Below are 25,910 nucleotides of genomic sequence, written 5' to 3'. Positions count from 1 at the left end.
AAACCGGCTATTTCTCAGCCGGTTTTTCTTTTGAGGCAACATGTTTTGGAACGAGCGGATAAAATAATATGCCTGAAGCAAGTAGAGCAATACCAAACAAAAAGGTTTTCATATCAGCAGTTCCTGCATAAATCACCCATATTGAATAGATCGCAGCAAGTGAAGCGATGACTGCATCTGTTGTTCGGCTCTTCCTCGTACTTTCATACGTCTCCCCTTTTATCACAAGTTTCAACTGATAAAGAGAGGCAACAATATATGGAACGAGAAAAGCCAATGTCGCAATAAAAATCATAAAATCGAAAGCGGATGCCATGGATTGTGAGATTACAGAAAACAAAAAGGCTTGTGTACATAAGTTTGTAATCCAAAGTGAAAAAACGGGAGAACCTTTTTTGTTTTCTTTTAAAAAGTTTGGGATGAACATTCGCTGTTTAGCGGCTTGAAACGGTACTTCAGCAGATAATAAGACCCATCCGATCGTCGCTCCAAATAGTGATATGACTCCCAGTATGGCCATCACCATACTTCCTGATGGACCTATAGCGGTTTTCAATGCATCAACTAGTGGTTTTTGAGATTGGACCAGTTCATTTTGAGGCAATGTTCCCATTACCAATAACGTAATACTTAAATACAAGGCAAGTGCAATCAACAGTCCAAGGATTGTTGCTTTTTTTACATCACTCTTATTCTTGGCTCGCGTTGAAAAAACAACCGCTGATTCTACTCCGACAAAAGCCCATAATGTAGCAATAGCCGCATTGTTAATCTGTGAAAGAAAACCAGATTGAACTCCTCCCTCTCCTTCAATCGGCTCATAGAAAGGAACAAGGTTGCTAGCTTGGAACGCATAGAGGCATGCAAGTATAAAAAGCAAAAATCCTAAAACTTTTGCTGCTGTTGCAACAAAATTTACTTTCCCTGCTCCTTCAATTCCATTCAAAATTAAATAGTGTACGCTCCAAAGCAGGATAGTGCAAACGATGAACGTAATAACTCCTCCAGTTGTAACAGTTGTTCCAAGAATCTTAATCAATGGATGTCCGTTTGTCATAACAGGAAAAAAAGTAGATATATAACTCGCAAAAGTTGTGATGATGGCAACATTGCCTGACCAGTTTGCCACCCAATATCCCCAGCTTACAAGATAACCTGCTAACAATGAGGAATTCGAATTCTCTCTAAATAACGCTTTTGCATAGTTTTGAGGTCCTCCGTTTAACTCAGGTTTTCTTAATGATAAATTTCCAAAGACTAGCGCTGTCATTAAGACGCCAAACCCAGTTATAACCCAGGCGGAAAGAACGCCTGATGGGCTTGCGACTTCTGCCAGAGAGCGAGGCAGCATAAAGATACCTGATCCCACCATATTACCGACGACAAGCGCCGTTAAGACCCAAAAACCTAAATTCCTATTCAACACAATACCCACCTTTCCACTAGTATTCTACCCAATGTGATCTGTTGTAACTCAAAATACCAAAAATGATCACGTTCACTTCGTTTTGAATGGTCTCATCTTATACTTGGTGGGGTATTTAGAGGGCTGATTCAAGAAATTATTGAAATAATTCCTGAAATACGGGCGTTATTCCGGCGAGTTTTGGCCATAATCCTGCGAGTTTTCCTCATATATTGGCGAGCGACAGTAAGTGACAATAATGAAAAGCCATATACCCCCCTAATTAATATTCTTTTTAGGTTTTGTTTAATGTCCTTGTTGGTGATGATTCATCCACTGGTTAAATAAGACTCTATTCCAAGATTGTTGCTTATTTATTTTTTTGTTTGTCTTCTTTGAACAGTTGGTTGTAGTAGAAGGTGCGAGACAGGCGGGCAGTCCGAAAAGTGGGAGTGGCTCGTTCAGCCCCGACAAGCAAAAGGTGAATGGGCTAGGAAGGCGCACTTTGCCTTTTAGACCATTTAGCTTTTGACCTCGAGGGGCTAGCCACTGCAACTAGACAGGTGAGACACTTAAAAGCGAAACTTTCGAATGTGGCTCACCGCCTGCCCCGCGGAAAGCGAGCACCTGGAACGGAAATCAACTACTGTCAAAAGAAAACAATAAAAAAGAACCTGATAGATCAGGTTCCTCCTTAGTTAGATTTGTAGGTATGTTTTTCCGTCCTCTTGAATGATCTTCTCTTCTTTCATAAGCTTACCTAGCGCACGTTTAAATGCAGCTTTGCTCATTTGAAACGTTTCTTTAATTTCTTCTGGTGACGATTTATCCGTTAGTGGCATTTGCCCTTTATTTTCTCTTAAATATTGATAAATGCGCTCTGAATCCTCACTGTATGCAATCTCTTTTCTAGCACGCATCGATAAGTTGATTCTTCCATCTTCACGAACGAATGCAACACGTGCTCCCAGTTTTTGACCGAGGCGCGGCTTAACCTTTAATTCGTCGTTATGAATAAACCCGATGTGCTGAGATTCCGTAAACAACAAAACACCTGCTTCGTTTATTTTATAAACATGTCCAGACGTTTGTTGATTAAATGCTTCTTCCGTTGCTGCTTCCGCTTGTTCAACCATCTCTTCTTCTGTTGCAAGGTCAGCAAAGAGACGTCCCTTTTTATCTAATTTTAATCCAGAATACAACCGGTCACCTAAGTGAGGCCACTCGTCCCATGATTCTGGCAGATCATCTTTTGATAAAAGCACATCTTTTTTGATTCCTATGTGAAGAAATACACCTAACTTACGATTTACACCTGCTACTTCAAGCCAAGCCAATGAATCAAGCTGAACTTTTGGGATGGTTTCTGTAGCAGCAAGTCTTCCTTCATGGTCCTGATATAAAAAGACTTTAACTAAATTTCCTTCTTCATGCTTACTTTTGGCTTCTGTCTTGTGCAAAAGGACTTCCTTGCCATCTTCTAAATCTAGGACATATCCTAAATCTGAATTCCTAAGTACTTTAAGAGAGTATACTAAACCTGGTTTTTTTGACTCCATATTTTCATTCCTTTTTTTAAAAGATACATAAGAAAAAAGAAAAAACCTACATAGTAGGTTTTCGCCTTCTTTTCTTAATTATTCATCCTTATTTTCTTTGGATGCTTCCAATTCCATCAGTTTTTTTACTAAGATATGCTGTGGCATATGCATCAACTGCTCCAATGGAACGTTTAACGATTTTGCTAATTTAACAGCCGTGTCTGCTGAAAGTTGTAATGGTTTCATATGCATCCCTCCTACAGAAGTATAGCAGTTTAAGGAAATCTTTTATACTATTTCTTAAAAGAGACCTACTGCTTTTCCATCTTCTGAAACGTCCATGTTGTTTGCCGCCGGAACTTTAGGTAATCCTGGCATTGTCATAACATCTCCCGTTAGAGCAACAATAAATCCTGCTCCGATTGATGGTTTTAGTTCTCTGATCGTAATGGTAAAGTTTTCGGGACGTCCTAACTTTTTTGGATCATCAGAAAATGAGTATTGAGTTTTTGCCATGCAGACAGGCAGTTCATTCCATCCAAAGTCATTATACTGCTTCATTTGTTTTAAGGCTTTAGGAGAAAATTGAACTTCGCCAGCTCCGTAGACTTTTTTACAGATGGTTTCTATTTTTTCTTGTAACGAAACGTTTAATTCATATAAAGGTTTGTATGAATTTTTTTCTGTCTCAATTGTTTCTAATACTCTTTTTGCAAGCGCTTCTCCGCCTTCTCCGCCTTTAGCCCATACATCAGCTTCTTCAGCAGCTATACCTTTTGCACTGCACCATTCTTTTATAAAAGCAATTTCTTCATCTGTGTCAGTAACAAATTTATTGATGGCAACAACAACAGGTACACCAAAATGCTTTAATGTCTCTAAGTGTTTTTCAAGGTTTGGCATTCCTTTTTCAAGTGCTCCAACATCTGGATTTTTCAAATATTCCTTCGCCAAGCCACCATGCATTTTAAGCGCTCTTACTGTAGCTACAATTACTACAGCACTTGGGTTGATACCAGCATATCTTGCCTTAATATCTAAGAACTTCTCAGCTCCAAGATCAGCACCGAAGCCAGCTTCTGTCACAACCATATCACCTAACTTTGATGCAAGTTTTGTAGCGATCACACTGTTGCATCCATGAGCAATATTGGCAAATGGTCCACCATGAACAAGAGCAGGTGTGTTTTCCAATGTTTGAACAATGTTTGGACGAATGGCGTCTTTTAATAGTAATGTCAGAGCACCGTGTGCATTTAAATCCCCAGCTGTTACAGGCTGATTATCGTAATCGAATGCCACGACCATTCTTGAAAGTCTTACCTTTAAATCTTCTAAGTCGTTCGCTAAACAAAAGATTGCCATAACTTCAGATGCAACCGTTATATCGAAGCCGTCTTCACGAGGAACACCTTGAACGGGTCCGCCTAATCCAATTACAATTTTTCTTAATGCGCGGTCGTTCATGTCTAATGCACGCTTCCAAACGATGCGGCGCGGGTCGATATTCAACTCGTTTCCTTGGTGGATGTGGTTATCTATAAGTGCTGCTAATGCATTGTTCGCAGTTGTTATCGCATGCAGGTCACCTGTAAAGTGAAGGTTGATATCTTCCATTGGCATTACTTGTGAATAACCGCCACCTGCTGCTCCGCCTTTAATCCCCATGCTAGGACCTAATGATGGTTCACGCAACGCGATAATCGTTTTCTTTCCTACACGATTAAGTGCTTGTCCAAGTCCTACCGTTACGGTTGATTTTCCTTCTCCTGCGGGTGTTGGACTAATTGCTGTAACTAAGACTACTTTTCCCTCTTCAACATTTTGAAGTTTTTGAAATAGATCTAATGAGAGCTTCCCTTTGTATCTTCCGTAAGGTTCCCAATCATCTTCTTCAATTCCTAATTGTCCTACAATTTCTTCAATTCGCAGCATTTTCGCTGATTGGGCAATCTCGATATCACTTTTATACGTAACCTTTTCTAGCATGTTGATTTAACCCTCCATATGTAAAATTGTCTCACTTTCTATTGTATATGAAACAAGTATGTGATGCGACGAGTTTTTCTATTACAACTTTTAATCGTTTAGTTTACTTGGTAAAAGGTTATCGTATAATAGGAATGGAAAGATATACTAAGTGATTTAATAGGAGGACGTAATCATGGCAAAAATCGATGTGCAAGGCTATGGTACATATGAGATTGAAAACGGAAAGAAACTGGTAAACGCATTAGAGGATAATGGAATCGACATTCTCCACCGTTGTGGAGGAAAAGCAAAGTGTACTTCATGCCGCGTTGAGGTTTTATCCGGAGATTTAGGTCCAATCGGAGAAAATGAAGCAAATATCATTGCGACAAAAGGATTGTCTGGAAATGTTCGATTATCATGCCAAATCTGTGTAACAGAAGATGCATCTATTAAGCCGATCCTGACTGTAACATCTGAAGGATTAGACGCCGGTCCACGTCCTGCTGAAGAGTGTTAATAAAAACGAACAAAAAGGCCGATGCAACGGCCTTTTTGTATACTTTCATCTGCAGCAATTTATCCGTATTAAATCTCTCGTGGATAAAAATTAAAGATATGGTAGTCAATTTCATTAATTGAGCAGACAAACTTTTGGATTAGGCAGTCAAACTCGCGGATTGAATAGTCAATCTTGTGGATTGAGCTCCTGAATTCGTGGATTAAACACCGAATTTTATGGAACAGCTACGATCTTCATGAATCTTCATCCAACATGCACCGTTCGCCCCTATTTTTCCCCTTCCCACTCACCAAAAAACTGATCCAAAAAGCGCTCTAAGAATAAATGACGATCATCCGCAAGCTTTTTTGCATATGAAGTGTTCATTCCATGCTTTAACTTCAACAATTTTTCATAAAAGTGGTTAACGGCCGTACTTTTTTCATTTCGGTATTGTTCTTGTGTCATCTTTTCTCGAACAGGGATCTCAGGGTCGTACATCAGTTGCCCTTTAGCACCTGAATAGGCGAATGTTCTTCCTATTCCAATTGCTCCTATCGCGTCAAGCCGATCAGCGTCTTGAACGACTTTTCCCTCAATCGAAGTCATCTCAGATTGATTGCCACCTTTAAATGACATAGTCGATATAATGGACATGATATGAGTTATGTAGTGATCTTCAACAGAGATAGACTCAAGCCAAAGCTTAACTTCTTCTAATCCTTTTTCCTCACTTCCAGCAATTTTTTCGTCAGCTATGTCGTGAAGCAGCGCAGCCATCACACATACAAAATGGTCTGCCCCTTCTTTTACAGCAATGTTCTCAGCGAGATTCCTAACACGGTGTATGTGATACCAATCATGTCCACTGCTTTCATCTTTTAACTTGTTTTTTACAAAATTCTCGGTTTGGTCGATCATCATCTGTTCCATGCTTACCCCACTGTACAAGTATGTTTCTTTTCTCTGTTTGATTTTAATTGATTAAGTAAAGCATAAGCGCGTTTCTTTGAAGTAATGTTCTCTTTTACAAAAGACTCAAGAAGTGCAATAAAGTAACTTCCATCAAAAGATAATTGCTGTATAAGCGTAACTTCTAATGCAATCTTTACTTGTGATTCTGTTGCATCCGTGTAATGTCTGCCAAAATCAATAAAATGCAGATCACCAACATTTAAACGAAACCCTTTAGAAGCTAGCAATGCTACATAATCATCTAGGATATTTTCTTCCATTTTTGCCTCATCCCCAAAATCAAAAGATTCTAGTAAATTGTACCAGTTGTTATCAAAGGTTATCAATGACTTCTTTCTTTGCTTGAATGATCTTTCCGTTTAATGCTTGAGTAACCAGCTGATCCGCATCTTTATTTTTGTTTCTTGCCACCCATTCATAAACAGGCTCGATCTGGAGCTTCTTAAATAGTGTTTCGATCTTGTCTGCCCAGTTCTGGAGGTTTTGTTCATAACAAGGCCATTCACCCTTTAATTGCTCGATGACTACCTTTGAATCACCTTGAACATTAACTTCCTCATACTGAACGCCAAGTTCTTCAAGTTCTTTTGCAGCGATCCACAATGCTGCATATTCTGCTTCATTATTCGATTCAAGATTTGTTAAACTAGCGTTCTTTTTGATGCGATAGTTCACACCGTTTTGAGAGTACCGAACGATAATTCCTTGTCCACTCGTTCCTGTTTCTGCCTTATACCCTCCATCGAAATAGATCGAGATGTTCTTAGGTTCTTCCTTCTTTACCTCTGTTAGCTTCAGAAGCTCTTTCTTTGTCCAAGAAACACCCTTCGTATCAATAAAGATTAATTCAGACATTCTACCCGTTTTCTCAAGGTCAGCTGTAATGAAAAGAGCTTCATTTAATGACATTGGATCAGAAACAAATCTTATCTTTAATGGTGATTTAGGGTGTTTGTACATATACTCTATTGAGAAGTTCATAGTTATTCTCCTTTTTGTTTTTTATAAGATACTTTATAATACGTATATATTTATATAGAGGAGAGACGCATTTGATAGAGATATACATCGATGGTGCGAGTGCAGGCGATCCGGGACTATCTGGAGCAGGCGTTTATGTAAAAATCGGAAACGGCACTACTCATTCTCATCGTTTTCCAATTGGTATTATGTCTAACCATGAAGCTGAGTATCATGCGCTTATTCATGGTTTAGAGTTATGCATCGAGAACGATTGGAGAATTGTATCCTTTCGCACTGATTCACAAGCCGTAGAAAGAGCGGTAGATAAACGATACGCAAAGGATAAGCGGTATACTGACCTATTAGAAAAAGCGCTAAACTTATCAAATCAGCTTGATCTATTCTTCATTAAGTGGATACCATCCAAACAAAATAAAATAGCGGATGAGTTAGCAAGGCAAGCCATTCAAATGAACGGGAGCCAGCCGAATGATTAAAAAACCCTGGTTTGCAGACTTCAATCTATTATTAGTAGCGCTAGTATGGGGAACGACTTTTGTTATCGTACAAAAAGCCATTGCTTTTTTAGAGCCCTATTCCTTTAATGCGATACGCTTTAGTTTTGCTGCACTTATCTTAGTTCTTATTCTATTTTTGTTTAACTCGTCATCAGTCATACACTTTAAAAATAATAAACTTTGGATAAGCGGTGTTGTTCTGGGATTTTGGTTATTTTTGGGCTATGGTTTTCAAACAGTTGGATTATTGTATACCACATCATCTAAAGCAGGGTTTATTACAGGCTTAAGTGTGGTTTTAGTTCCGATCTTTAGCTATCTTTTGTTGAAACATAAATTGAATTGGCAAATTGGAATAAGTTCGATACTAGCTGTTGCCGGTCTCTACTTACTGACGATCCACAACAGTCTAACATTAAATATTGGCGATGCTTATGTTCTGTTATGTGCTATTTCTTTTGCTCTTCATATTGTTTTTACAGGTAAGTTTGCTAAATCATTCAATGCTCTATGTTTAACAGTCATACAGCTGACGACTGTTTCTGTTTTAAGTTTTTTCACAGCCTTATTCACAGAAAGTTGGCATGAGATGTTTGCTCCTGAGATGGTGCTGCAACCTGAAGTAATCACTGCACTTGTTATAACCGCATTGTTTGCAACAGCTTTAGCCTTCTTAGCACAAACGTATTTCCAATCATTTACTACTCCTGCAAGAGTTGCCCTTATTTTTGCGATGGAACCCGTCTTTGCAGCCATAACAGCATTTATAATGCTTGGTGAACGTCTTGGACCAAAAGCATTAACAGGGTGTTTTCTTATATTAGTGGGTATGATTTTGTCGGAAATAAAATTTCATGATTTGTTTATAAAACGCAAACAAAAAGAGTGGGATCTTTCTTAACCCACTCTTATTTGTATCTCTAGTTCTTGCAGAGCGCTTCGAACCATTTGTTTGTCTAAAATATATCTGCATTCTTCTAAATCCCTGTCAATTACATCAGGCACATCCGTAAAAATTGTGCATAGATCCTTACTTAAAACAGCCATTTCCCTGCCAGCCTCAAGTTTCTTAAGGTATCGTTTATATTTAGGATCTAGGTTGTCAAAGTTTTCATAAATGGATTCAACTGCACCGTATTGCTGTATGAGCGGTAACGCAGCTTTGTCCCCTACTCCTGCTACACCTGGAATATTGTCACTCTTATCACCCAATAGGGCTTTCACATCAATCCATTGATTAGGCGTGATCCCGTACTCTTCTTGAAAATGATTGAGCGTATACTTCAGTTCATCACGTTTTACCGTAATTAACTGCGATGTTTTTTCACATAAAAGCTGCAGCAAATCGCGGTCATTGCTGTAAATGATACACTCACCTTCGCGTTCATTGCGCCAGCGATGTGCGAGTGTTCCTATAATGTCATCAGCTTCATATCTTGGAATAGATACTTGGGTGATTCCAATGTTATCAAAAAGCCCAACAAGTGTTTCATATTGTTGAATAAGGGGCTCAGGTAATTCGTTCCTCGTTCCTTTGTAATCTGCAAATTTCTCTCTTCTAAGTGTTTCGTCACGTTTTACATCCCACGCAACGACAATATGAGAAGGTTCGTGTTCACGAACAAGCATAAGCATTTTTTGTATGGTTACGCGAATGGCATTTGTAAATTGTCCTTTTGAATTCCGTGGCAGATCATGCATTTCTTTTCCATATGCTGTTGCAAAATAACATCTGCTCAGCAAATTGAATCCGTCTATTAAAAGCAATACTTCCTTCTTTTCCATGTTCTTTATATCCCCCGGTTATTATCTCATATTTAAAAAAGCGCATTTTACATGTGATGTAAAATACGCTTGTTGTCGTTTAAGTAAGTCCGCTCTGCCGTGACTTTATATGCCTTTGGAACCTGATCTCTCAGGTGGGTATCCGCAGCTGCCGTTACAGTCTTCCAAGTCGAACGCAAGGCTTGACTGTCTGACAGATCATATTGGATTCCCGTCATTAGCACATAGGTTAAAGACATGGAAAAGTCACTAACATCGCAGATTTTTATTATACTACCTGTTTGTTAAGAAGTAAAATCATTTTGTTTTTTTGCCGTGGTGCATCTTTTCGACTTCCATTTCAGCATAAGACGCAAACTCGGTTTGGTTTTCAGTTCCGTTTTCTTTTACATTGTTGTTTCGCTGTGCATTGGCGTTGCCTTTTTTCTGTCTGCCCATGTTTGATCCCTCCTTGTTCTTACTATGGCTTTTTCATGTAAAAATAAAACTTACATAATTTTTCCTAAGTTGGTTAACTTAATACTAAAAAAGGAGGTCAAAATAATGGCAAATCCTTATTTATGTCCAAACTGCAAAACCAACCGTACTCGTTTTAATGTAATTGAACAAAATCCCGTTTCGGTTAAACTGGATCCTGCAACAGGAGACGTTGTTCAGCAGTATGAAGAAGGTCAATTAGATATGTTCCACCTGCCATACAGAGGATCTGAACGGTTAATTCAGTGCGGAGCTTGCGGGATTGTTGGAGAAGAAGAAATGTATATTAAGCGTGCTCAAAGCAACCCGAGATCATAAGAAAAGACTGTCGGTATAAAAATCCGGCAGTCTATTTTTTAGCCTTAATAGAAGGAAGTTTTAATGGGATAATCACTTGTTTTTGTAAAGGTGCTATATGCGTTAGATGTGAGAACGTAATGGAAAGATTTTCTTTTGGAAGACCGTCATGAAAAACAATTAGAAATGATGGTTTATCATCTTCATAATAATTCATAATATCGAAATTCTGTAATTCCTTGCCTGAACTGTCTTTTACAGAAACGATGTTACGAACATGCCGCTCTTCTCCAGGTTTTTCACCAAAATGATATAAGGGTTGTGGATAAAGATTATAATCTTCCACGCCTTCTTGATTATCATCAAGTGTAAACTTTATTCCAATTTCCTTATTATCCTGCTCCATCGCTAGTCCACGGTAAACAATTTTTAACGACTTTTCATCAGCGATGATTTCATTTTTTTCAATGTCTTTTGAAGAATCAATCGCAAACTTTTCTAAGTCGGAACTTGCAACGGAAAAGGAATAGAGATCCGGTTTTCTTTGAACGTAATGCGTCAATACTAGATCTAATTGATCATCCTTTTCTTGTGAGATTAACTCGTTTTCAACAGCGTACATTTGCAAAAAGTAGCCGCTTAAATCATCACCGTTTATTTCCAAATCAACGGGATAGTCTATATCATTTTTTTTCAATATCCCAGCAAGTGATACAAGATCTTTATCTATATTCGTTGACAGAGTGATTCTGGATCCAATTTGAAAAAATTCCAGATTCTTTAATTGTAAAGGCTCATGATCTTGAATACTTAATGTTTGGTTTAAGTTTACAGAATCAATTGTATGAGGTTTTAAAATGTTACTTGTCGGATTCACCTTAAAAGCAATCGGTTTGAGCTTTGTAATGTTTTTCTTTGAGCTTACTGAAAGATCTGATAGTTCATAGCGCTCACTGCTTAAAACCTCATCCCAATCTTCTTGACTTGTCAGACCATCAAATAATGGATGAATCATGATTGATCGATACAATTTGTGTTTATAAACCATTCCGTTATTGGAGGTCTCGCCCGGAAAAAGGTCTACAGGAAGATCGAAATCCTTCCCCTTTTTTGAAGATAATTTAATCTTTTCGACAAAAAGCCTTGGGACCTCAAACTCATCTTTATCTCGTTCTAAAAGATCTACACTATACAAAATATACATCTGATGACCATGACTCCATGTACGTTCAATATGCATCTTTCTCTGCTCATTGGGAATTGGAATGGAAATTTGACTATCCTTTAATAGTTTAAAATGGTCAACAAAGCGCAATTCATTGTATTTCAGCTTTTCCATATCCATTAATTCGTCCCAGTCCGAAACTATGTGGAATTGATCGCTATTTACTTTCCACGCAGGTTCTGCACGTTTATCATATTGTGTATATAGGACGAACCCTATTAATAAAAGAACTCCTATGATGATTTTTTTCCATTTGTTGCTCAAACATAATTTCCCCTTTAGATATTAATGGTATTACTTACTTTTATGGATGGGATTCTTATAGTTTATTGTGACCGGTTTTGGTAGCGGTTTCTCATATGTAAGATTTGAAATGTTTATGGTTAGTTCTTGTTGCGGAATCATAATGGGATTCCACTCCCCATTTTTCAAATCCTCTTCATTTAAAAACGTTATATAATACATTTTTTTGTCATCTGATTCTGAGCTGTGAATGTCAAAGTTTCTTATTTTCTCTTTCTTTTCACCTTCAATTGAGATTAAATTGTTTTTATAATGGCGAACATATTCTTCTTGCACTTCATCTCCATTAAAATAACTTTCAGGGATGAATCCTCGTTCATCAGAAGACTTGTTGGAAGCAGCCTTTACACTGAAAATAATTCTTGGAATGCCTTCAAACAAGGTTAGTCCTTCATAAATAATCTTCGTTTCATTCATATTCATAATTACTTCATTTTTCACAATAGGTTGATCTTTGTTTGTAAGAAAACTTTGAATGTCTTCTTTAGGAACTTTCCAAGAAAAAAAGCGGTTATCTTTATGTACAGAAGAATGAAAGGTAATGGATTGTTCTTTTTTCTTAGAATCTAAATCCTGCATCTCATATATAGGCATGTAGAATCCCGTACTAGGTGTTCCTATAATTCCTAATGTTTGAGTTTGTGAGAAGAAATTGTCTGAAGTAGCTGAGAATCCTATTAAGTCGTCCGCATTCTTTGGAATGTCTAATAATATCCGTTGTTCATACAACAATGCATCAATTGATTTAATTTTTACCTTTTGATCGTCAAAGGATATAGTTTGATTAATAGCTTCAGATTTCAATACTTTCACATAAGGGTTGTCAGAGGTAACTTTTAGTGAAATATCTTTTAACGCTTTGGATCCTGCAGTTTTGTTGGATATGGCAACATCTTTTAGTTGTATCGTGTTTGCTTTTCCTAATATAGACCAATCGATCTCCTCGTTTTCTATCGGTCCAGGAATAAGCATCATTGACCGATAAAGTCTGTGCTTGTAAACAAATCCTTCATCCCTTGAACCTGTATCCCCCATATTTTCCCCAGCTCGAAGGACAAGTTCTTTTCCCTCATTCGATTTAAACAGCATATTTTTTACAGATAGACGCGGTACATCATATTCATCTTTATCCCTCTCTTTTACATCTACGCTATATAAAAAATACAAACGCCCCTCTAAGTACCATATCTTTTCTATCTTTAATGTTCTGTAAGCTTCTTCTAATGCCACTGTTTTATTGGCGTCTTTAAGAAATCCAAATTCATCAACCATCTCAAGCTCTTCAAATTTTACATATTCTCTTTTCATTCCTTCTTGTATTGTGTTTACCACTGTAAATTCTTTTGTATTAACAGACCATGCTGGCTCAGCATTTTTTTCGTATTGGGTATAGATCGCAAATCCACCTATCAAAGCTGAGCCGATCAATACTTTTTTTAATATCTGCAAATAGGACAACTCCTTATCTAACGGTAATTCCATATTAGCATAATATTTTGAATTTTTATTAAAAATATCCAATTGCTAGGCAGTTGAAAAGTACTTCAATGGCATTCAAAAACCTCGCCTATAAGACGAGGTTTTTAGGATTAAGTAGATACCGTTTCACTTATTTTATTGAGCTGCTCCTCCATGATCTTTAATCCTTGCAGAAGCTGTTCGTCTGTTATGACTAGCGGTGATAAAATCCGGATAACGTTACTGTAAAGACCAGCACCCATGATCGCAACTCCATTTTGGTTACAAAGAGCAATAATTTTCTTCGCTCGGTCTGAATCTGGTGTCTTAGATTTTTTATCTTTTACAATTTCAAGAGCACACATTGCACCGAGTCCACGAACATCACCGATAAAATCATATTGTGTCTTCCATTTCGTAAACGTTTGAAGTATGATCTCACCAATCACATTTGCTCGGGTTAACAAATTTTCTTCTTCTATCATTGATATGACTTCTAGCGCCGCTACACAGCCAAGCGGGCTGCCACCATACGTACCACCAATCTCTCCTGGTGCTGGTGCATCCATAATCTCAGCCCTGCCTGTAACAGCTGAAATCGGAAGACCTGCGGCGATTGATTTTGACATGGTCATCAAATCTGGCACAACATCAAAATGTTCCATCGCAAACATTTTTCCCGTTCGGCCAAATCCGGTTTGTATTTCGTCTGCAATCAATAAAATATTATATTTATCACAAATTTGGCGAAGTCCTTTTACAAATGTTTTGGACGGAATAACAAAACCACCTTCACCTTGGACGGGTTCAAATATAATGGCTGCAATTTCCTCAGGTGGAACTTCTCCTAAGAAAAAGTCTTCAAATTTCTTTAAAATGGCAGAATCCGTTTCTTCAATATTTCGGTCATCTCGGTAATAGTAAGGGTATGGCATCTTATACGTTTCTGGTGCGAACGGCCCAAATTCAAACTTATACGGTTTTACCTTGCTAGTTAATGACATGGCTAGAAGTGTTCTTCCATGAAATCCGCGCTCGAATGAGATGATTGCCTTTCTGCCTGTAAATTTTCTAGCGATTTTCACTGCGTTTTCTACAGCTTCAGCACCGCTGTTTAAAAAGAACGTTTTCTTATGATGATCTCCTGGTGTGATTTCGTTTAATTTTTCAGCAAGTTGTATATATGGTTCATACATCATTACGTGAAAGCATGGATGGATGTATTTTTCTATTTGATTCTTTAATGCTTCAACAACTCTCGGGGGACAATGGCCAACATTTAGAGTTCCGATTGCACCAGCAAAATCTATATACTCTTTTCCGTCAACATCTGTCATCGAGCTTCCTTTTGCGTGATCAACAAAGTTCAAGACGGTATTAAATGGCCCTCTAGGTACGTTTATTTCTTTTCGTTTTAACAATTCCTCAGATTTCTTCATAGATTCTCGCCTCCGCACCAGTCATAAATCGTTAATGCAATAATCTCAGCAGTTTCTATAATCTTTGTAATCTCGATATATTCATTTGGGTAATGAGCGACTGCCGTAACACCTGGACCAAACACGATAGAAGGTGTATCTCCAACTTGAGATAAAAGTCCTCCGTCCGTCCCCCAAGGAGATGCTTCTATAATCGGTTCATTTCCTGTAACACCTTCAAAATTCTTGCGAAGGATGTTCATTAATGGATGGTCGGTTTCAATTAAACCAGGCAGCCATTGAGCTCCAAACCATTCGATTGTGATCGGGTTGTCTTTTAACCATGAATCTGAAAGATTAGATAGATAGCTTTCTAGTTCGGCTTTTACATCTTCAAGTGTTTCGTTAGGAGCAACTCCGATTCTTCCTTCCAGTTCAACCGAATCTGGTACAGATGAAGGCCAATTCCCGCCCCCTATTTTCCCTACATTTATAGGAACAGGAATGGGGATATCTTTGTATAATGGATCTGTAATTCTCTTGTTGCGAACCGTTTCTAGGTCTTTGATTGCTGAAAGAACAACACCAGCTTTTTCAATCGCGCTAACTCCTTCATAACGCGTACCTCCATGTGCTGCTTTTCCTTTTATCGTTAATCGAAACCACATTGAACCTTGCTGAGCCGGAAATATTTTCATATTCGTAGGTTCAGGAATGATCGCTGCATCTGCTTTATAACCCCGTAGTACTGCCGCAAGTGTTCCTGCACCTCCGCTTTCTTCTTCTATAACACTATGAAAGAACAAATCCCCCTTTAGCTCTGCACCTGTTTCTTTTAAAGCTTGAATAGCAAGAAGAAGTGATAGATTCCCGCCTTTCATATCTGTAGATCCTCTTCCATAAAGCTTTCCGTCAATTACCTTACCGCTATAAGGATGTTCTTCCCATTGTGTTAGATCACCTTCAGGGACAACATCAATATGCCCGTTAAGAACAAGAGAACGACCGTTTCCCGTTCCTCGCCAAATGCCAACAACATTAGGACTTGTACTGAAATCTGTTCGACTTGCGCAAAAGTTTGGGTGCTTTGCTAATTCTTCACCAATTGGATACCACATATCAACTTCAAGCCCAATTTCCTTTAGTTTCTGGGCAATCAAGTGCTGTACGCCTGTTTCATTGCCAGTCGTACTTGCCTCTTGCACTGTTTTTTGCAGAAATTCTACTGCTTTATCCCGTTCGTTTATCAGCCAATTTGAGAGCTTTTCTTTTACTAGCATGTGTAACCTCCCTAAACATTTATTGAAAAACAGATACTTGTTCGTCAATAACGATAGAAGCACCTGTTGTTTGAATAACATCTTCTACCGTATAAGGGTTCATTATTTCGCGTAGGTACAGCTTTCCGTTCTCACATTGAAAGACAGCTTTTTCAGTTATGATCATGTTTGCTCCTTCTTTAACTGTTAAGGGAAGTGAGCAGTTCTTAACAATTTTAGGATTACCGTTTTTATCAGTGTGGTTCATTAATATAATAACTTTCTTTGCTTTTTGTGCGAGATCAATCGCACCGCCCATACCAGGTACCCGTTTACCTGGTACGATCCAGTTTGCGATATCTCCTCGTTCGCTTACTTCCAAGGCGCCTAAAATGGTTACATCTAGCAGTCCTTTGCGAATGATTCCAAATGCCGTGGCACTATCAAAATAAGAAGCACCAGGCTGTATTGTAACCGGGTATCCGCCTGCATTTGATAGGTTTCCGTCTTCATGTCCCGCTAGAGGCGAGCCACCCATACCAAGGATGCCGTTCTCTGTGTGAAGCATAATATGTAAATCCGTAGAGATGTAGTCAGCAACAAGTGTTGGGATACCGATGCCTAAGTTTACGGTCATTCCATTCTTTATTTCGAGTGCTGCCCTTCTTGCGATTCTTTGTCTTGTTTCAGTTCCCAAACCCATTTCCAGTCCACTCCTTTACTTTGGATGATATAGTCGACGAAGACGCCTGGTGTAATGATTTCTTCGGGGTCAAGTGAACCGACTGGAACAATTTCTTCTACCTCCGCAATCGTAATCTGCCCAGCAGTTGCGACTAATGGGTTGGTATTTCGGGCACTTTTGTCATAGATAAGGTTTCCGTACAAATCGGCTTTTTTGGCATACACGATAGATACATCAGCAGTCAGTGCAGTTTCGATCATATATTCTTTTTTGTCTACAAAGATCTTTTCTTTCTTCGCTTCAACGACTGTTCCTAAACCTACATCAACTAAAATACCGCCAAGACCCATTCCACCTGCTCTTATCTTTTCCGCAAGAGTCCCCTGTGGTACAAATTCTACCTCTAAAGATCCTTCTTGCATTTGTTTTCCTGCTTCGGGATTTGAGCCAATATGAGATGCGATCAACTTTTTCACTCTTTTTTCTGTAATGAGTTTCCCCGGACCAATCCAAGGAAATCCAGTATCATTGCTAATTAAAAAAATATCTTGAATGCCTTTTTCAAGAATTAGATTAACGAGAGAAGGAGGAGCACCAACCCCTCCAAACCCTCCAACCATTAGAGACATACCATTAAAAAAATAGTTGGAAGCGCTCTCTAAAGAAATCTGTTTATTTACACTTTGGACCATCAATAACACCTCTTTTTAGCTTGTCGCTTCTGTAACGTATAGTCCATCTGTAATTAATTGGGTGGTTAGATCACTTAATGATTGATCGAGAATATCTATCACGTCAGCAATTTGTTCTTTCGTAACGGTTAATGGCGGAGATATAATGATTGAGTCACCGGAGAATCCAGTTACACCTCCAACCGCTGGATAGACAAGCAACCCTTTTTCAAAACAAATGGAAAGAAGCCTGTCAGTTACTTTCGTGCTTAAATCGAAAGGTTCTCTTGAAATTGGATCTCTAACCAATTCAATACCGCATAACAGCCCTTTTCCTCTTATATCCCCAATTAACGGATATTTCCACTGCAACCGTTGCAGTTGAGTAATTAAATACTGACCTGTAACCTCTGCGTTATCTTGAAGTTTGTTTTTCTCCATATAATCCAAAACAGCTAAACAAACTGCTGCTGATTGAGGATTAGCGCTGAATGTATGGCCACTCATTACAACTTTGCTGCCTGCTTCAATCACATTCATGATACGGTCCGAAACGATTGTTGCTGCCATTGGTGTATATCCAGCACTCATGCCCTTCCCTAAAGCTATGATGTCAGGAATGACGTTCCAGTGTTCCATAGCAAACATCTTTCCTGTTCTTCCCATACCTGTCATTACTTCATCTGCGATAAATAAAATATCATATTTATCACAAACAGCTCTTATTCTTGCAAAATATTCGTCAGGCGGGGCGATTGCTCCCCCTGATGCCCCTATAACTGGTTCAGCAATAAAAGCAGCAATTTGATCAGGTCCAATACTTTGTATGATTGTTTCCAATTCATCAGCACACTTTACACCGCATCCAGGATACGTTTCTTTTAGCGGACATTGATAGCAATATGGAGCGGGTGCAGCTGGAAAATCTTCCAAAAGCGGAGTAAAGCGTTGCCGTCTTAACTGATGACCTGACATGGATAGAGCACCTAAGGTAATTCCGTGATAACTGGTCCATCTGGATATAACTTTTGTTTTCGTCATGTTGCCTTGTTCTTGAAAATACTGAATAGCAACCTTTAATGCTGTCTCGGTTGCTTCAGAACCACTATTCACAAAGAAGACTGAATTTAGATCAACAGGAGCGTATTCAGCAATTTTTTCTGCTAACTGTTCTGCAGCATCACTAGTAAACTGTGATCGGTATATAAAAGAAACATGTTGTGCCTGATTCCACATCGCTTCTGCAATTTCGCGGACACCATGCCCGATATTTGCAGTTATGGCACCGGAAGATCCATCGATATACTGCTTGCCGTCTTTATCATATAAATAGATTCCTTTACCATGACTGATAACAGGATAGTTGTTTCCAAGAACCGGTTTGATGAGATGTGATTTTCTCATAAAAAAGGCTCCTTCCTCACGAGGTTAAAAAGGAAATGCCTTTAATGCATGCAACCAGACATTTCCCTCCACTATATATGATGTTAAATCTTAAAGTAGTTTTTCTTTAAAAACCTTGGAATGCTCATTAAATCATTATAAGAAATCGTTGAATCTATTTTCTTCGTATCAATTAACATAAGCTGATCCTCAATTTCATCCACAATATGGTCCTCTTGATATTCCATACCGCAAGAAGAGCAGGAAACAGAAGGGATTACAGTTATTTCAACGGCTCTTGAACCATCTGGCAGTTCCCAATAACCCGTTAGTCCTGTCTGTTCTGCTTTTTCACTTTCACACCATAAACACTTCATGTTATCCTCCTTTCTATGCATTCTTTTGTTCTTCAGCAGACAGTGAAACTCCTTCGTCTTTCGTCTGTTCGAACTTAAATTTTTTCTCTTTAAGTTCATCACGTTTATCTCGCTTATCTTTTAAAGAACTATGCTCAGGATTAGCTCCATAATCTTCTCTTCTTTCAAGACGTTTTAATCCTTGTGGAACAAGATTGAAAGCTTCGTCTCGCATGAGAGCTGATACACCGATCGTAGGCTTAATATGATCTGTGCCCATTACTTCATTGAAGTAAGCATCTGCCCTGCCAGCTTGATAGTTTTGAGGTTCTGGATAAGAAGTGATCACTCCCTCAAAGTTTCTAAGAACTACTTTTTCTGGCGATTGAGAGATCAAGTAGTTAGGCTGAACGGCAATTTTACCTCCGCCTCCAGGAGCATCAACTACAAATGTTGGAACAGCATAACCAGACGTATGACCCCGCAGTCCTTCAATAATTTCCAACCCTTTTGAAACAGGTGCTCTGAAATGTCCGATCCCCTCAGATAAATCGCATTGGTAGATGTAATATGGGCGAACTCGAATTTTCACAAGATCATGCATCAGCTTTTTCATGATCGGAACACTGTCATTGATGCCAGCTAGGATTACAGACTGGTTACCTACGGGAACACCGGCATTAGCAAGCATTTCACACGCTCTTTTAGACTCTTCTGTGATCTCTAATGAAGTATTGAAATGTGTGTTAAGCCAAACTGGATGATATTTCTTTAAAATATTGCATAGATTTTCAGTAATTCTTTGTGGAAAGACGACAGGTGCTCGTGTGCCGATTCTAATGATTTCAAGGTGCGGGATTTCTCTTAAGTTCTTTAAAATATATTCCAAGATGTTGTCATTAATTAGTAATCCGTCACCACCCGAGATTAAACAGTCTCTAACTTGAGGATTGCTTCTTATATAATTGATGGCTGCATCAAGCTGTTTCTTTGGAACACCCATTCCAATTTGTCCAGAGAACCTTCTTCTCGTACAATAACGGCAGTACATGGAACACTGATTGGTTACAAGAAAGAGTACGCGGTCTGGATATCGATGTGTTAACCCTGGTACAGGAGAATCTTCATCCTCATGTAAAGGATCTTCTAAATCGTATTTCGTCTTTAATATTTCCTTTCCGATTGGTACTGACTGCATACGGATCGGACACCTTGGATCATCTTGATCCATTAGCCAGGCGTAATAAGGTGTAATATTTAAAGGTATGGTCATCGTGGAAATTTTGACCCCTTCTTCTTCTTCAGGTGTCAGATTGATGATACTTTTTAAGTCTTTTAAATTTCTGATGGTGTTCGTAAGCTGCCATAACCAATCATTCCATTGTTCTTCTGTCACATCTTTCCATAACTCAAATTCTTTCCAATGTTTCTTAGGTTTGAATAATCCATTCACTACAGGCATGTCAACGACCTCCTTTTATTTCTACACTTCATACTCTTGCAAGATACATGCCAAGTTACAGAAATTTCAGAATTTATTTGATTTACCTATAGATTATGCAATGTCTGCTGATTGTGGGCCAATATACATAGTAGAAAAATCTGTCTCAACATTTCTGTTTTGGAGGTGATTTAATTCACGTTCCAGGCGGGATGATGAGACAATTAAAAGTGAAACGTTATGAATGTGGTTCACCGCCTGCCCGCGGAAAGCGAAGCACCTGGAACATAAAGCAACTACTTTCGAAAGCAAAAATGAATACCAAAACAACCTTTAGAAAACAGCCTTTATAAATTCCTAACAAAAAGAAAAACTGCCGAAAAATTGGCAGTTTATCTTTGCTTCATTTTGTATTGAAGGGTTTGCCTAGGCACTCCTAGAATTTTCGCTGCTTGAAGAATATTTCCAGATGTTTGTTTTAGTGCCATCTGAATAATTTGTTGTTCATAATCTCCTAATGCTTGTCTTAATGGAGGGACAGAGGATAACTCAAGTCCTTCTTCTATACATGTGGAATTACTTGAAATCGGAACATGTTTTGGCAGCAATTCTGGACCAATCATGGAGTGATCTTCGGCAAAATTCATACTATGTTCAATGGCGTGTTTCAGTTCGCGTACATTACCTGGCCATGAATAGTTTAGAAGCACATGTTCTGCCTCAGTTGTAATCCCTTCAACGCTTTTTTGAAAAACAGAATTAAAATGACTGATAAAATGTTGTATCAGAAAAGAAATGTCTCCCTTCCTTTCCCTTAGAGACGGGAGTTCAAAATAAACAACATTCAACCTATAAAATAGATCATGTCTTAAGCGGCCGGTATTTAAACAGTCTTCTGGTTTTTCATTAAGTGCAGAGATGATTCTAACATCAATTTTACGGTTAACATGGCTCCCGATTCGTTGAACCATTCCTTCTTGAACGACTCTAAGGAGCTTAGCTTGAAGCTCAACAGGCATTGAATTAAGCTCGTCTAAGAACAAAGTACCTCCATCTGCCAACTCAAACACTCCGGGCCGGTCAATGGCTCCAGTAAAACTCCCTTTCGTAGTACCAAATAAAATGCCTTCGAGCAGCGGTCCGGGAATCGCCGCACAGTTTTGAACAACAAAGGGTTTTGAACTGCGTTTAGAAGAGTTGTGGATCGCTTGAACAAACATCTCTTTTCCGGTTCCGGTTTCCCCATAAATTAAAATGGGTGAATGCGTTTGTGAGGCTTTTTCACACTGCACTTTAACTTGACTAAGCGTTAAATCATTCGTGATAATATCTGAGAAGTTGTAAGTGGCAAACGTTTGGTTCTTTTGTGTTTTGTTAATTTTTTTCATTTTTGATTGTAAATCCAATAATTGTTCAGATAGTTGCTTGACTTTGGAAAGGTCTTTTGCCACTTCTACAGCACCGATCAACTCTCCATTCAGCCAAAGCGGTAAAGTGGAGTTCACCGTATCGATTTGTTTTCCTTTAAGGTTTGTATACGATTGGTGTTCATTATAAATTGGTTTTCCTGTTTGAATCACCTTTAATAAAGTGCTCGTTTCCTTTGTAAGTGAGGGGAACGCATCGAGTACATGACAATTATGAACTTCATCTGGTGTTAATCCATCAAGTGCTGCTGCAACTGTATTGTAAAAGATCGTTATACCGTCTGCATCAACTACATGGATACCTTCATCAATTGTTTTCAAAATAGCATTTAACGTTTCGGCTGTTTCCATCGATCCAGATATCATCATTTGCTCACCACCAAGAGTGCTTAATTTTCGTCATAACGTGCCAAAAATCCGGCACCTAACGTGATAGATCTTTTACCCAAATATTCATATCTTCGTATTTGTCAAAAATCTTGCAGTTGTTAGCAAGCCTTCCTTTGTAGTTATATTCCTTTTGATAAAAAACGGCATTCATACCAAAAGATAATGCACGTGCGATAGAATAAGAACAATAGATCCTACGGTTAAATAATTCTTTCTCAAGCTGGTTCACTAAGTGCTTCATTAGACCGAATTTCCGATGAGTTGGAAGGGTCGCACAATCCGTAATCTCAGCATTATGATACATTGAATTTACATCAGCAGAAGCAGCACTAACTATTTTCTTTTCATGTTCGACCACACAAAACAATGTTCCAGATTGTATCATTTTTAAAACATAGTCTGGATTATCCATTGGTGTAGGATATACTTCAAAGACTTCTCTATATAATTCTGCAAGTGACTTTACATCCTGAACATCAGCCATCCTGATTGAATATTCTTTAGGTAATGGACTTAGAGAAACACCTTGCGGCAACTTCATTACTCCTTTTAATATGTTGTCTTCATCCATCCAATATAAACTGTTTCTTCTTTCATTGTTAAAGTATTTACACATGGCAATAGCAGAAGCACCATTGAAATATTGAGTAAATTCCCCTTCATAGATATATCCTTGCTGAATCCAAAGAGCTAAATCCTCATAACGAGATTTAACAATTACTTTATAAAAATTGTTCTTTATCGCTTCCTCTTCTAACCATATGATTAATTGATTCACGCATCCTCGATAGTCATCGATACGAAGCCGCTCGTTATAATAGTCAAAGCAAGAATCTGCAGTAAATTGAGGTTTTTGTACCTTCTGATTTTCATAATATGTAGTCTGCATGTTTTCTCCTCCTGTCACATCTATCACATAAATTAACTTCCATAACTAAAGAGTAAATTCCTGCACAAAAAAAACCACCTTCCTTCAGATGGTTTTAAATTTGGATTAAATTGTTGCAACTGTTAGAGAGCTCTATGAGGGAGTCTCCATTTTAATTTGAGAGATAGCATTCTAAAAGCAACCAAACAAACAAAAAGAATCATATATTCAACTGTACTGTTTACAATATTTAGTCCTACTATCAAGCCGCCGAGTAAAGCCCAAACTGCATAAATTTCTTCACGTAATACAACCGGTTTTCGTCCTGCAAGCACGTCGCGAATCATTCCTCCACCGATTCCCGTTAAGATCGCAGCAACAATCACTGCGCTTATTGGATGGTTCATGCTAGTTGCAGCAATGGCACCTTGAATGGCGAATGCAGAAAGACCGATCGCATCAAAAAAATGAAGACTTCGTTTTGAATATTGAATAAACGTTTCCGGCATAAAGAAAACAATGCCCATTGATGCAAGTGCTGATTTTAGCAAAAGGCCCTGTTCCCAGATGGTGTCTACGGGAAGTCCGATTAACACATTCCTTAAAACACCTCCGCCAAATGCGGTAACTAAACCTAAAATAAACACACCGAGGATATCATAATCTTCTTCCATTGCAACTAAAGCACCCGAAATGGCAAAAGCGATTGTCCCAATGATATTTAATAAATCCCAAGTCAAACCCGTTCTTCCTTTCTAAAAAACAATATACTCCGTATTGAATCTTATAAGGTTATGAACCGACTGGCAAGGATTATTTGCAAAAATTTTTTAAGTCTTCAATCGTGCTTAATGGCACACTGCAACTTCCAAGATCTCCGTGAAATACTTCACCATTTCGAAAACCGTGAAAATCACTTCCTGCTGTTTCTACTAACGAATGTTTTTCAGCTAATGTTTTGTAATGTTTCACTTGCTGTGTTGTATGATCTGGATGACAGCACTCAATCCCAACCAAACCATTTCCGCATAATAAAGGAATGAGTTCATCAGCATCATAGATACCCGGATGTGCTAATACGGGAACACCCTTTGCCTTCTTTATGATTTGTATAGCTTCTATTGGTGATATCCGCTCAGGTGTAGCATATGCAGCTCTTCCTTTTCCTAAATATTTGTCAAATGCTTCAGGAAGAGATTGAACAATCCCCTTTTCCATTAAGATTTCAGCAATATGTCCTCTTCCAACATTGCCATCTCCGTGCCTTTTCGCTTCTAATTCAGATATTTTAATGTTGATTCCAAGTTTATTAAGTTTTTGAAGAATCATTCCATTTCTTTTGTCTCTAACAGAAGTGAGACTTGTTAAAGCAGAAAGAAACTCCTCATCTCTATAATCGATAAAATACCCGAGAACATGAATATCTTGCCCGTTATATAATGTACTGATTTCAATTCCAGGGATACATTCGAAATTTGGATGTTTACTGGCTTCTAACATCGCTTCTTCTATTCCGCTTACCGTATCATGATCGGTAATTGCAATAGCTCCGAGACCTTTTTCAAGCGCTCTCTTAATATTATCTGCTGGGCTAAAAGTCCCGTCTGATGCGGTAGTATGTGTATGTAGATCGCTTTGTTTCATTTTTTGTCTCCTAAAATTTATATTTAAAGTACGGTACGTGAAATTTTATTGTTATTGCTCTTTTTCAATGTGATTCTCATGATAGCTGATCCAATCACTCCAGCTTCCTCCATAAAGTGCTGTATTTGTGATTCCTGCTTCATTCATCGCGAGAATATTGACGCACGCTGTCACGCCTGATCCGCAGTATACGATTCCCGTTTCTTCAGAACTGAGCTTAGCTGCATATAATTCCTGCAGTTCATTCCTTTCTTTCCACCAGCCTGCTTTATTAAAATGCGTCTCCCAAGGAATATTTATAGCCGTAGGTATATGACCCGCTTTGTGATCAATCGGTTCGATTATTCCTTTATATCTATTCGCCTCCCGGGCGTCTATTAGAATTTTGTTCCTGTTTTTTATAACAGATAAAATATCATCTTTTGTGACAAGCATCTCTTCCCTCACTTTTGACTTGAAGTTTGCTCGCTTTTCTATAGGCATTTTTCTTGTGATGCGATAGCCTTTTTCTTTATAGTGTGTGTAGCCGCCCTGCATAACATATACGTTATCATGACCCAAGTATTTCAAAAGCCACCAAAGTCTTGAAGCCATTGCACCTGATTGATCATCGTAAGCGACAACAATTTTTTCAGAGTCCACTCCACAACGGCTTAAAAATTGTGATAGTATGTTTACGGAAGGTATTGGGTGACGACCGCCATGTGTTGAAACATGTCCTGATAGATGTTGATTTAGATCTGCATAATAGGCACCTTCGATATGATCCTGTTTATACAGCTCATATCCTTCAATAGGATTAGCTAACGAAAACCGGCAATCAAAGATTACGATATCATCTCTGTTAGTGTTTTGGTTTATCCACTCGGGTTTTACAAAATTGGACATATTTTTCAAACCTCCTATTTAATAAGTATTACGTTATTTTAACTGCATCTAGGGAAAGCT

At 38.4% G+C, this 25,910-nt stretch carries 27 protein-coding genes and 1 other RNA gene; 4 read left to right on the top strand and 24 right to left on the bottom strand.

Translation table 11 applies throughout. The annotated features are described in order from the left end of the window. Positions 1-7 precede the first annotated feature (7 nt). The 4 genes from AWM68_RS10990 to AWM68_RS10980 all read right to left on the bottom strand — a co-directional run bounded on the left by AWM68_RS10990 (position 8) and on the right by AWM68_RS10980 (position 4,935). Positions 8-1,426, bottom strand: coding sequence for an amino acid permease (locus AWM68_RS10990; protein WP_156488384.1), 1,419 nt, complete (start codon positions 1,424-1,426; stop codon positions 8-10). 677 nt (positions 1,427-2,103) lie between these two features. Beyond that, positions 2,104-2,964 (bottom strand): CvfB family protein, encoded by an 861-nt coding sequence (locus tag AWM68_RS10985; RefSeq protein ID WP_066241265.1) that lies wholly within the window; start codon positions 2,962-2,964, stop codon positions 2,104-2,106. Between the two features lie 78 nt (positions 2,965-3,042). Then, on the bottom strand, positions 3,043-3,192 hold the full coding sequence (locus tag AWM68_RS21055; protein ID WP_082820676.1) for a YycC family protein: 150 nt from the start codon (positions 3,190-3,192) through the stop codon (positions 3,043-3,045). 54 nt (positions 3,193-3,246) lie between these two features. Beyond that, the gene (locus AWM68_RS10980; protein ID WP_066241263.1) at positions 3,247-4,935 is read right to left on the bottom strand and encodes a formate--tetrahydrofolate ligase; all 1,689 of its coding nucleotides are present in this window, start codon (positions 4,933-4,935) and stop codon (positions 3,247-3,249) included. Between the two features lie 175 nt (positions 4,936-5,110). Here AWM68_RS10980 and AWM68_RS10975 point away from each other — a divergent pair, with 175 nt between their 5' ends. Beyond that, on the top strand, positions 5,111-5,437 hold the full coding sequence (locus tag AWM68_RS10975; RefSeq protein ID WP_066241261.1) for a 2Fe-2S iron-sulfur cluster-binding protein: 327 nt from the start codon (positions 5,111-5,113) through the stop codon (positions 5,435-5,437). 270 nt (positions 5,438-5,707) lie between these two features. Here AWM68_RS10975 and AWM68_RS10970 read toward each other — a convergent pair whose 3' ends face one another. Genes AWM68_RS10970 through AWM68_RS10960 form a run of 3 tightly spaced genes read right to left on the bottom strand, consistent with a single transcriptional unit; the run spans position 5,708 to position 7,375 of the window. Beyond that, a complete protein-coding gene (locus AWM68_RS10970) occupies positions 5,708-6,352 on the bottom strand; it encodes an HD domain-containing protein (RefSeq protein ID WP_066241258.1) in 645 nt (214 codons plus the stop codon). Between the two features lie 2 nt (positions 6,353-6,354). Beyond that, complete coding sequence (locus tag AWM68_RS10965) at positions 6,355-6,654, bottom strand: DUF6123 family protein (protein WP_066241255.1); 300 nt, start codon at positions 6,652-6,654, stop codon at positions 6,355-6,357. Between the two features lie 52 nt (positions 6,655-6,706). After that, positions 6,707-7,375 carry a reverse transcriptase-like protein gene (locus AWM68_RS10960; protein ID WP_066241252.1) on the bottom strand — a complete coding sequence of 223 codons (669 nt, stop codon included), beginning with the start codon at positions 7,373-7,375 and terminating at the stop codon, positions 6,707-6,709. 71 nt (positions 7,376-7,446) lie between these two features. On the opposite strand from AWM68_RS10960, the gene AWM68_RS10955 reads away from it, so the two are divergent. Both AWM68_RS10955 and AWM68_RS10950 read left to right on the top strand, forming a co-directional pair. Continuing rightward, entirely contained in the window at positions 7,447-7,854 is a 408-nt protein-coding gene (locus AWM68_RS10955) for a reverse transcriptase-like protein (protein WP_066241250.1), read from the top strand. Next, the gene (locus AWM68_RS10950) at positions 7,847-8,776 is read left to right on the top strand and encodes a DMT family transporter (protein ID WP_197468165.1); all 930 of its coding nucleotides are present in this window, start codon (positions 7,847-7,849) and stop codon (positions 8,774-8,776) included. Before AWM68_RS10955 ends, AWM68_RS10950 begins: the two co-directional genes overlap by 8 nt. On the opposite strand, the gene AWM68_RS10945 is transcribed toward AWM68_RS10950, so the two are convergent. The 3 genes from AWM68_RS10945 to AWM68_RS21735 all read right to left on the bottom strand — a co-directional run bounded on the left by AWM68_RS10945 (position 8,773) and on the right by AWM68_RS21735 (position 10,098). Then, the gene (locus AWM68_RS10945) at positions 8,773-9,660 is read right to left on the bottom strand and encodes a 5'-3' exonuclease (RefSeq protein ID WP_066241247.1); all 888 of its coding nucleotides are present in this window, start codon (positions 9,658-9,660) and stop codon (positions 8,773-8,775) included. The two genes, AWM68_RS10950 and AWM68_RS10945, sit on opposite strands and share 4 nt — an antisense overlap. A gap of 82 nt (positions 9,661-9,742) precedes the next feature. Then, positions 9,743-9,927: non-coding RNA, 6S RNA (gene ssrS, locus AWM68_RS10940), on the bottom strand. A 30-nt stretch (positions 9,928-9,957) separates the two neighbouring features. Next, positions 9,958-10,098 carry a hypothetical protein gene (locus AWM68_RS21735; protein WP_197468164.1) on the bottom strand — a complete coding sequence of 47 codons (141 nt, stop codon included), beginning with the start codon at positions 10,096-10,098 and terminating at the stop codon, positions 9,958-9,960. A 105-nt stretch (positions 10,099-10,203) separates the two neighbouring features. Here AWM68_RS21735 and AWM68_RS10935 point away from each other — a divergent pair, with 105 nt between their 5' ends. Next, positions 10,204-10,455 carry a DNA alkylation repair protein gene (locus AWM68_RS10935; protein WP_066241245.1) on the top strand — a complete coding sequence of 84 codons (252 nt, stop codon included), beginning with the start codon at positions 10,204-10,206 and terminating at the stop codon, positions 10,453-10,455. Between the two features lie 31 nt (positions 10,456-10,486). Here AWM68_RS10935 and AWM68_RS10930 read toward each other — a convergent pair whose 3' ends face one another. From AWM68_RS10930 to AWM68_RS10865, 14 genes are all read right to left on the bottom strand, one after another. Beyond that, complete coding sequence (locus AWM68_RS10930) at positions 10,487-11,923, bottom strand: hypothetical protein (protein WP_066241242.1); 1,437 nt, start codon at positions 11,921-11,923, stop codon at positions 10,487-10,489. Positions 11,924-11,953: 30 nt separating this feature from the next. Beyond that, positions 11,954-13,411 carry a hypothetical protein gene (locus AWM68_RS10925; RefSeq protein ID WP_066241238.1) on the bottom strand — a complete coding sequence of 486 codons (1,458 nt, stop codon included), beginning with the start codon at positions 13,409-13,411 and terminating at the stop codon, positions 11,954-11,956. Between the two features lie 140 nt (positions 13,412-13,551). Next, the gene (gabT, locus tag AWM68_RS10920) at positions 13,552-14,859 is read right to left on the bottom strand and encodes a 4-aminobutyrate--2-oxoglutarate transaminase (RefSeq protein WP_066241234.1); all 1,308 of its coding nucleotides are present in this window, start codon (positions 14,857-14,859) and stop codon (positions 13,552-13,554) included. Continuing rightward, positions 14,856-16,118: a peptidase gene (locus AWM68_RS10915; RefSeq protein WP_066241231.1), complete on the bottom strand. Its 1,263-nt coding sequence runs from the start codon at positions 16,116-16,118 to the stop codon at positions 14,856-14,858. Before AWM68_RS10915 ends, gabT begins: the two co-directional genes overlap by 4 nt. Before the next feature lie 19 nt (positions 16,119-16,137). Next, the gene (locus AWM68_RS10910; RefSeq protein WP_066242441.1) at positions 16,138-16,800 is read right to left on the bottom strand and encodes a 3-oxoacid CoA-transferase subunit B; all 663 of its coding nucleotides are present in this window, start codon (positions 16,798-16,800) and stop codon (positions 16,138-16,140) included. Continuing rightward, positions 16,743-17,474 carry a CoA transferase subunit A gene (locus AWM68_RS10905; RefSeq protein WP_066241229.1) on the bottom strand — a complete coding sequence of 244 codons (732 nt, stop codon included), beginning with the start codon at positions 17,472-17,474 and terminating at the stop codon, positions 16,743-16,745. Before AWM68_RS10905 ends, AWM68_RS10910 begins: the two co-directional genes overlap by 58 nt. Positions 17,475-17,489: 15 nt before the next feature. Continuing rightward, the gene (locus AWM68_RS10900; protein ID WP_066241227.1) at positions 17,490-18,857 is read right to left on the bottom strand and encodes an aspartate aminotransferase family protein; all 1,368 of its coding nucleotides are present in this window, start codon (positions 18,855-18,857) and stop codon (positions 17,490-17,492) included. Positions 18,858-18,940: 83 nt separating this feature from the next. Next, positions 18,941-19,213 carry a YokU family protein gene (locus AWM68_RS10895; RefSeq protein ID WP_066241225.1) on the bottom strand — a complete coding sequence of 91 codons (273 nt, stop codon included), beginning with the start codon at positions 19,211-19,213 and terminating at the stop codon, positions 18,941-18,943. Between the two features lie 13 nt (positions 19,214-19,226). After that, positions 19,227-20,654, bottom strand: a complete 1,428-nt coding sequence (gene ablA, locus AWM68_RS10890) for a lysine 2,3-aminomutase (RefSeq protein WP_066241221.1) — start codon at positions 20,652-20,654, stop codon at positions 19,227-19,229. Positions 20,655-21,025: 371 nt separating this feature from the next. Then, the gene (locus AWM68_RS10885) at positions 21,026-22,429 is read right to left on the bottom strand and encodes a sigma-54 interaction domain-containing protein (protein ID WP_066241218.1); all 1,404 of its coding nucleotides are present in this window, start codon (positions 22,427-22,429) and stop codon (positions 21,026-21,028) included. A 55-nt stretch (positions 22,430-22,484) separates the two neighbouring features. Further along, positions 22,485-23,339, bottom strand: a complete 855-nt coding sequence (gene ablB, locus AWM68_RS10880; protein ID WP_066241215.1) for a putative beta-lysine N-acetyltransferase — start codon at positions 23,337-23,339, stop codon at positions 22,485-22,487. Between the two features lie 122 nt (positions 23,340-23,461). Next, complete coding sequence (locus AWM68_RS10875; protein WP_066241213.1) at positions 23,462-24,058, bottom strand: trimeric intracellular cation channel family protein; 597 nt, start codon at positions 24,056-24,058, stop codon at positions 23,462-23,464. A 73-nt stretch (positions 24,059-24,131) separates the two neighbouring features. Beyond that, entirely contained in the window at positions 24,132-24,962 is an 831-nt protein-coding gene (locus AWM68_RS10870) for a PHP domain-containing protein (RefSeq protein ID WP_066241209.1), read from the bottom strand. A 51-nt stretch (positions 24,963-25,013) separates the two neighbouring features. Next, a complete protein-coding gene (locus tag AWM68_RS10865; RefSeq protein ID WP_066241205.1) occupies positions 25,014-25,850 on the bottom strand; it encodes a sulfurtransferase in 837 nt (278 codons plus the stop codon). Positions 25,851-25,910: the final 60 nt, after the last annotated feature.

This window comes from Fictibacillus phosphorivorans (assembly GCF_001619875.1).
GTDB classification, from domain to species: Bacteria; Bacillota; Bacilli; order Bacillales; family Fictibacillaceae; genus Fictibacillus; species Fictibacillus phosphorivorans_B.
This window is presented reverse-complemented; position numbering and strand designations above follow the sequence as displayed.

Coding starts and splice junctions, on each gene's coding strand:
- AWM68_RS10965 (WP_066241255.1), bottom strand. CDS start 6,654: ATGGAAGAAAATATCCTAGATGATTATGTAGCATTGCTAGCTTCTAAA.
- AWM68_RS10895 (WP_066241225.1), bottom strand. CDS start 19,213: ATGAAGTGTTTATGGTGTGAAAGTGAAAAAGCAGAACAGACAGGACTA.
- ablA (WP_066241221.1), bottom strand. CDS start 20,654: ATGCCTGTAGTGAATGGATTATTCAAACCTAAGAAACATTGGAAAGAA.
- AWM68_RS10985 (WP_066241265.1), bottom strand. CDS start 2,964: ATGGAGTCAAAAAAACCAGGTTTAGTATACTCTCTTAAAGTACTTAGG.
- AWM68_RS10900 (WP_066241227.1), bottom strand. CDS start 18,857: ATGAGAAAATCACATCTCATCAAACCGGTTCTTGGAAACAACTATCCT.
- gabT (WP_066241234.1), bottom strand. CDS start 14,859: ATGAAGAAATCTGAGGAATTGTTAAAACGAAAAGAAATAAACGTACCT.
- AWM68_RS10950 (WP_197468165.1), top strand. CDS start 7,847: ATGATTAAAAAACCCTGGTTTGCAGACTTCAATCTATTATTAGTAGCG.
- AWM68_RS10885 (WP_066241218.1), bottom strand. CDS start 22,429: ATGATGATATCTGGATCGATGGAAACAGCCGAAACGTTAAATGCTATT.
- AWM68_RS21055 (WP_082820676.1), bottom strand. CDS start 3,192: ATGAAACCATTACAACTTTCAGCAGACACGGCTGTTAAATTAGCAAAA.
- AWM68_RS21735 (WP_197468164.1), bottom strand. CDS start 10,098: ATGGGCAGACAGAAAAAAGGCAACGCCAATGCACAGCGAAACAACAAT.
- AWM68_RS10935 (WP_066241245.1), top strand. CDS start 10,204: ATGGCAAATCCTTATTTATGTCCAAACTGCAAAACCAACCGTACTCGT.
- AWM68_RS10960 (WP_066241252.1), bottom strand. CDS start 7,375: ATGAACTTCTCAATAGAGTATATGTACAAACACCCTAAATCACCATTA.
- AWM68_RS10865 (WP_066241205.1), bottom strand. CDS start 25,850: ATGTCCAATTTTGTAAAACCCGAGTGGATAAACCAAAACACTAACAGA.
- AWM68_RS10905 (WP_066241229.1), bottom strand. CDS start 17,474: ATGGTCCAAAGTGTAAATAAACAGATTTCTTTAGAGAGCGCTTCCAAC.
- AWM68_RS10945 (WP_066241247.1), bottom strand. CDS start 9,660: ATGGAAAAGAAGGAAGTATTGCTTTTAATAGACGGATTCAATTTGCTG.
- AWM68_RS10970 (WP_066241258.1), bottom strand. CDS start 6,352: ATGGAACAGATGATGATCGACCAAACCGAGAATTTTGTAAAAAACAAG.
- AWM68_RS10910 (WP_066242441.1), bottom strand. CDS start 16,800: ATGGGTTTGGGAACTGAAACAAGACAAAGAATCGCAAGAAGGGCAGCA.
- AWM68_RS10915 (WP_066241231.1), bottom strand. CDS start 16,118: ATGCTAGTAAAAGAAAAGCTCTCAAATTGGCTGATAAACGAACGGGAT.
- AWM68_RS10975 (WP_066241261.1), top strand. CDS start 5,111: ATGGCAAAAATCGATGTGCAAGGCTATGGTACATATGAGATTGAAAAC.
- ablB (WP_066241215.1), bottom strand. CDS start 23,339: ATGCAGACTACATATTATGAAAATCAGAAGGTACAAAAACCTCAATTT.
- AWM68_RS10980 (WP_066241263.1), bottom strand. CDS start 4,935: ATGCTAGAAAAGGTTACGTATAAAAGTGATATCGAGATTGCCCAATCA.
- AWM68_RS10870 (WP_066241209.1), bottom strand. CDS start 24,962: ATGAAACAAAGCGATCTACATACACATACTACCGCATCAGACGGGACT.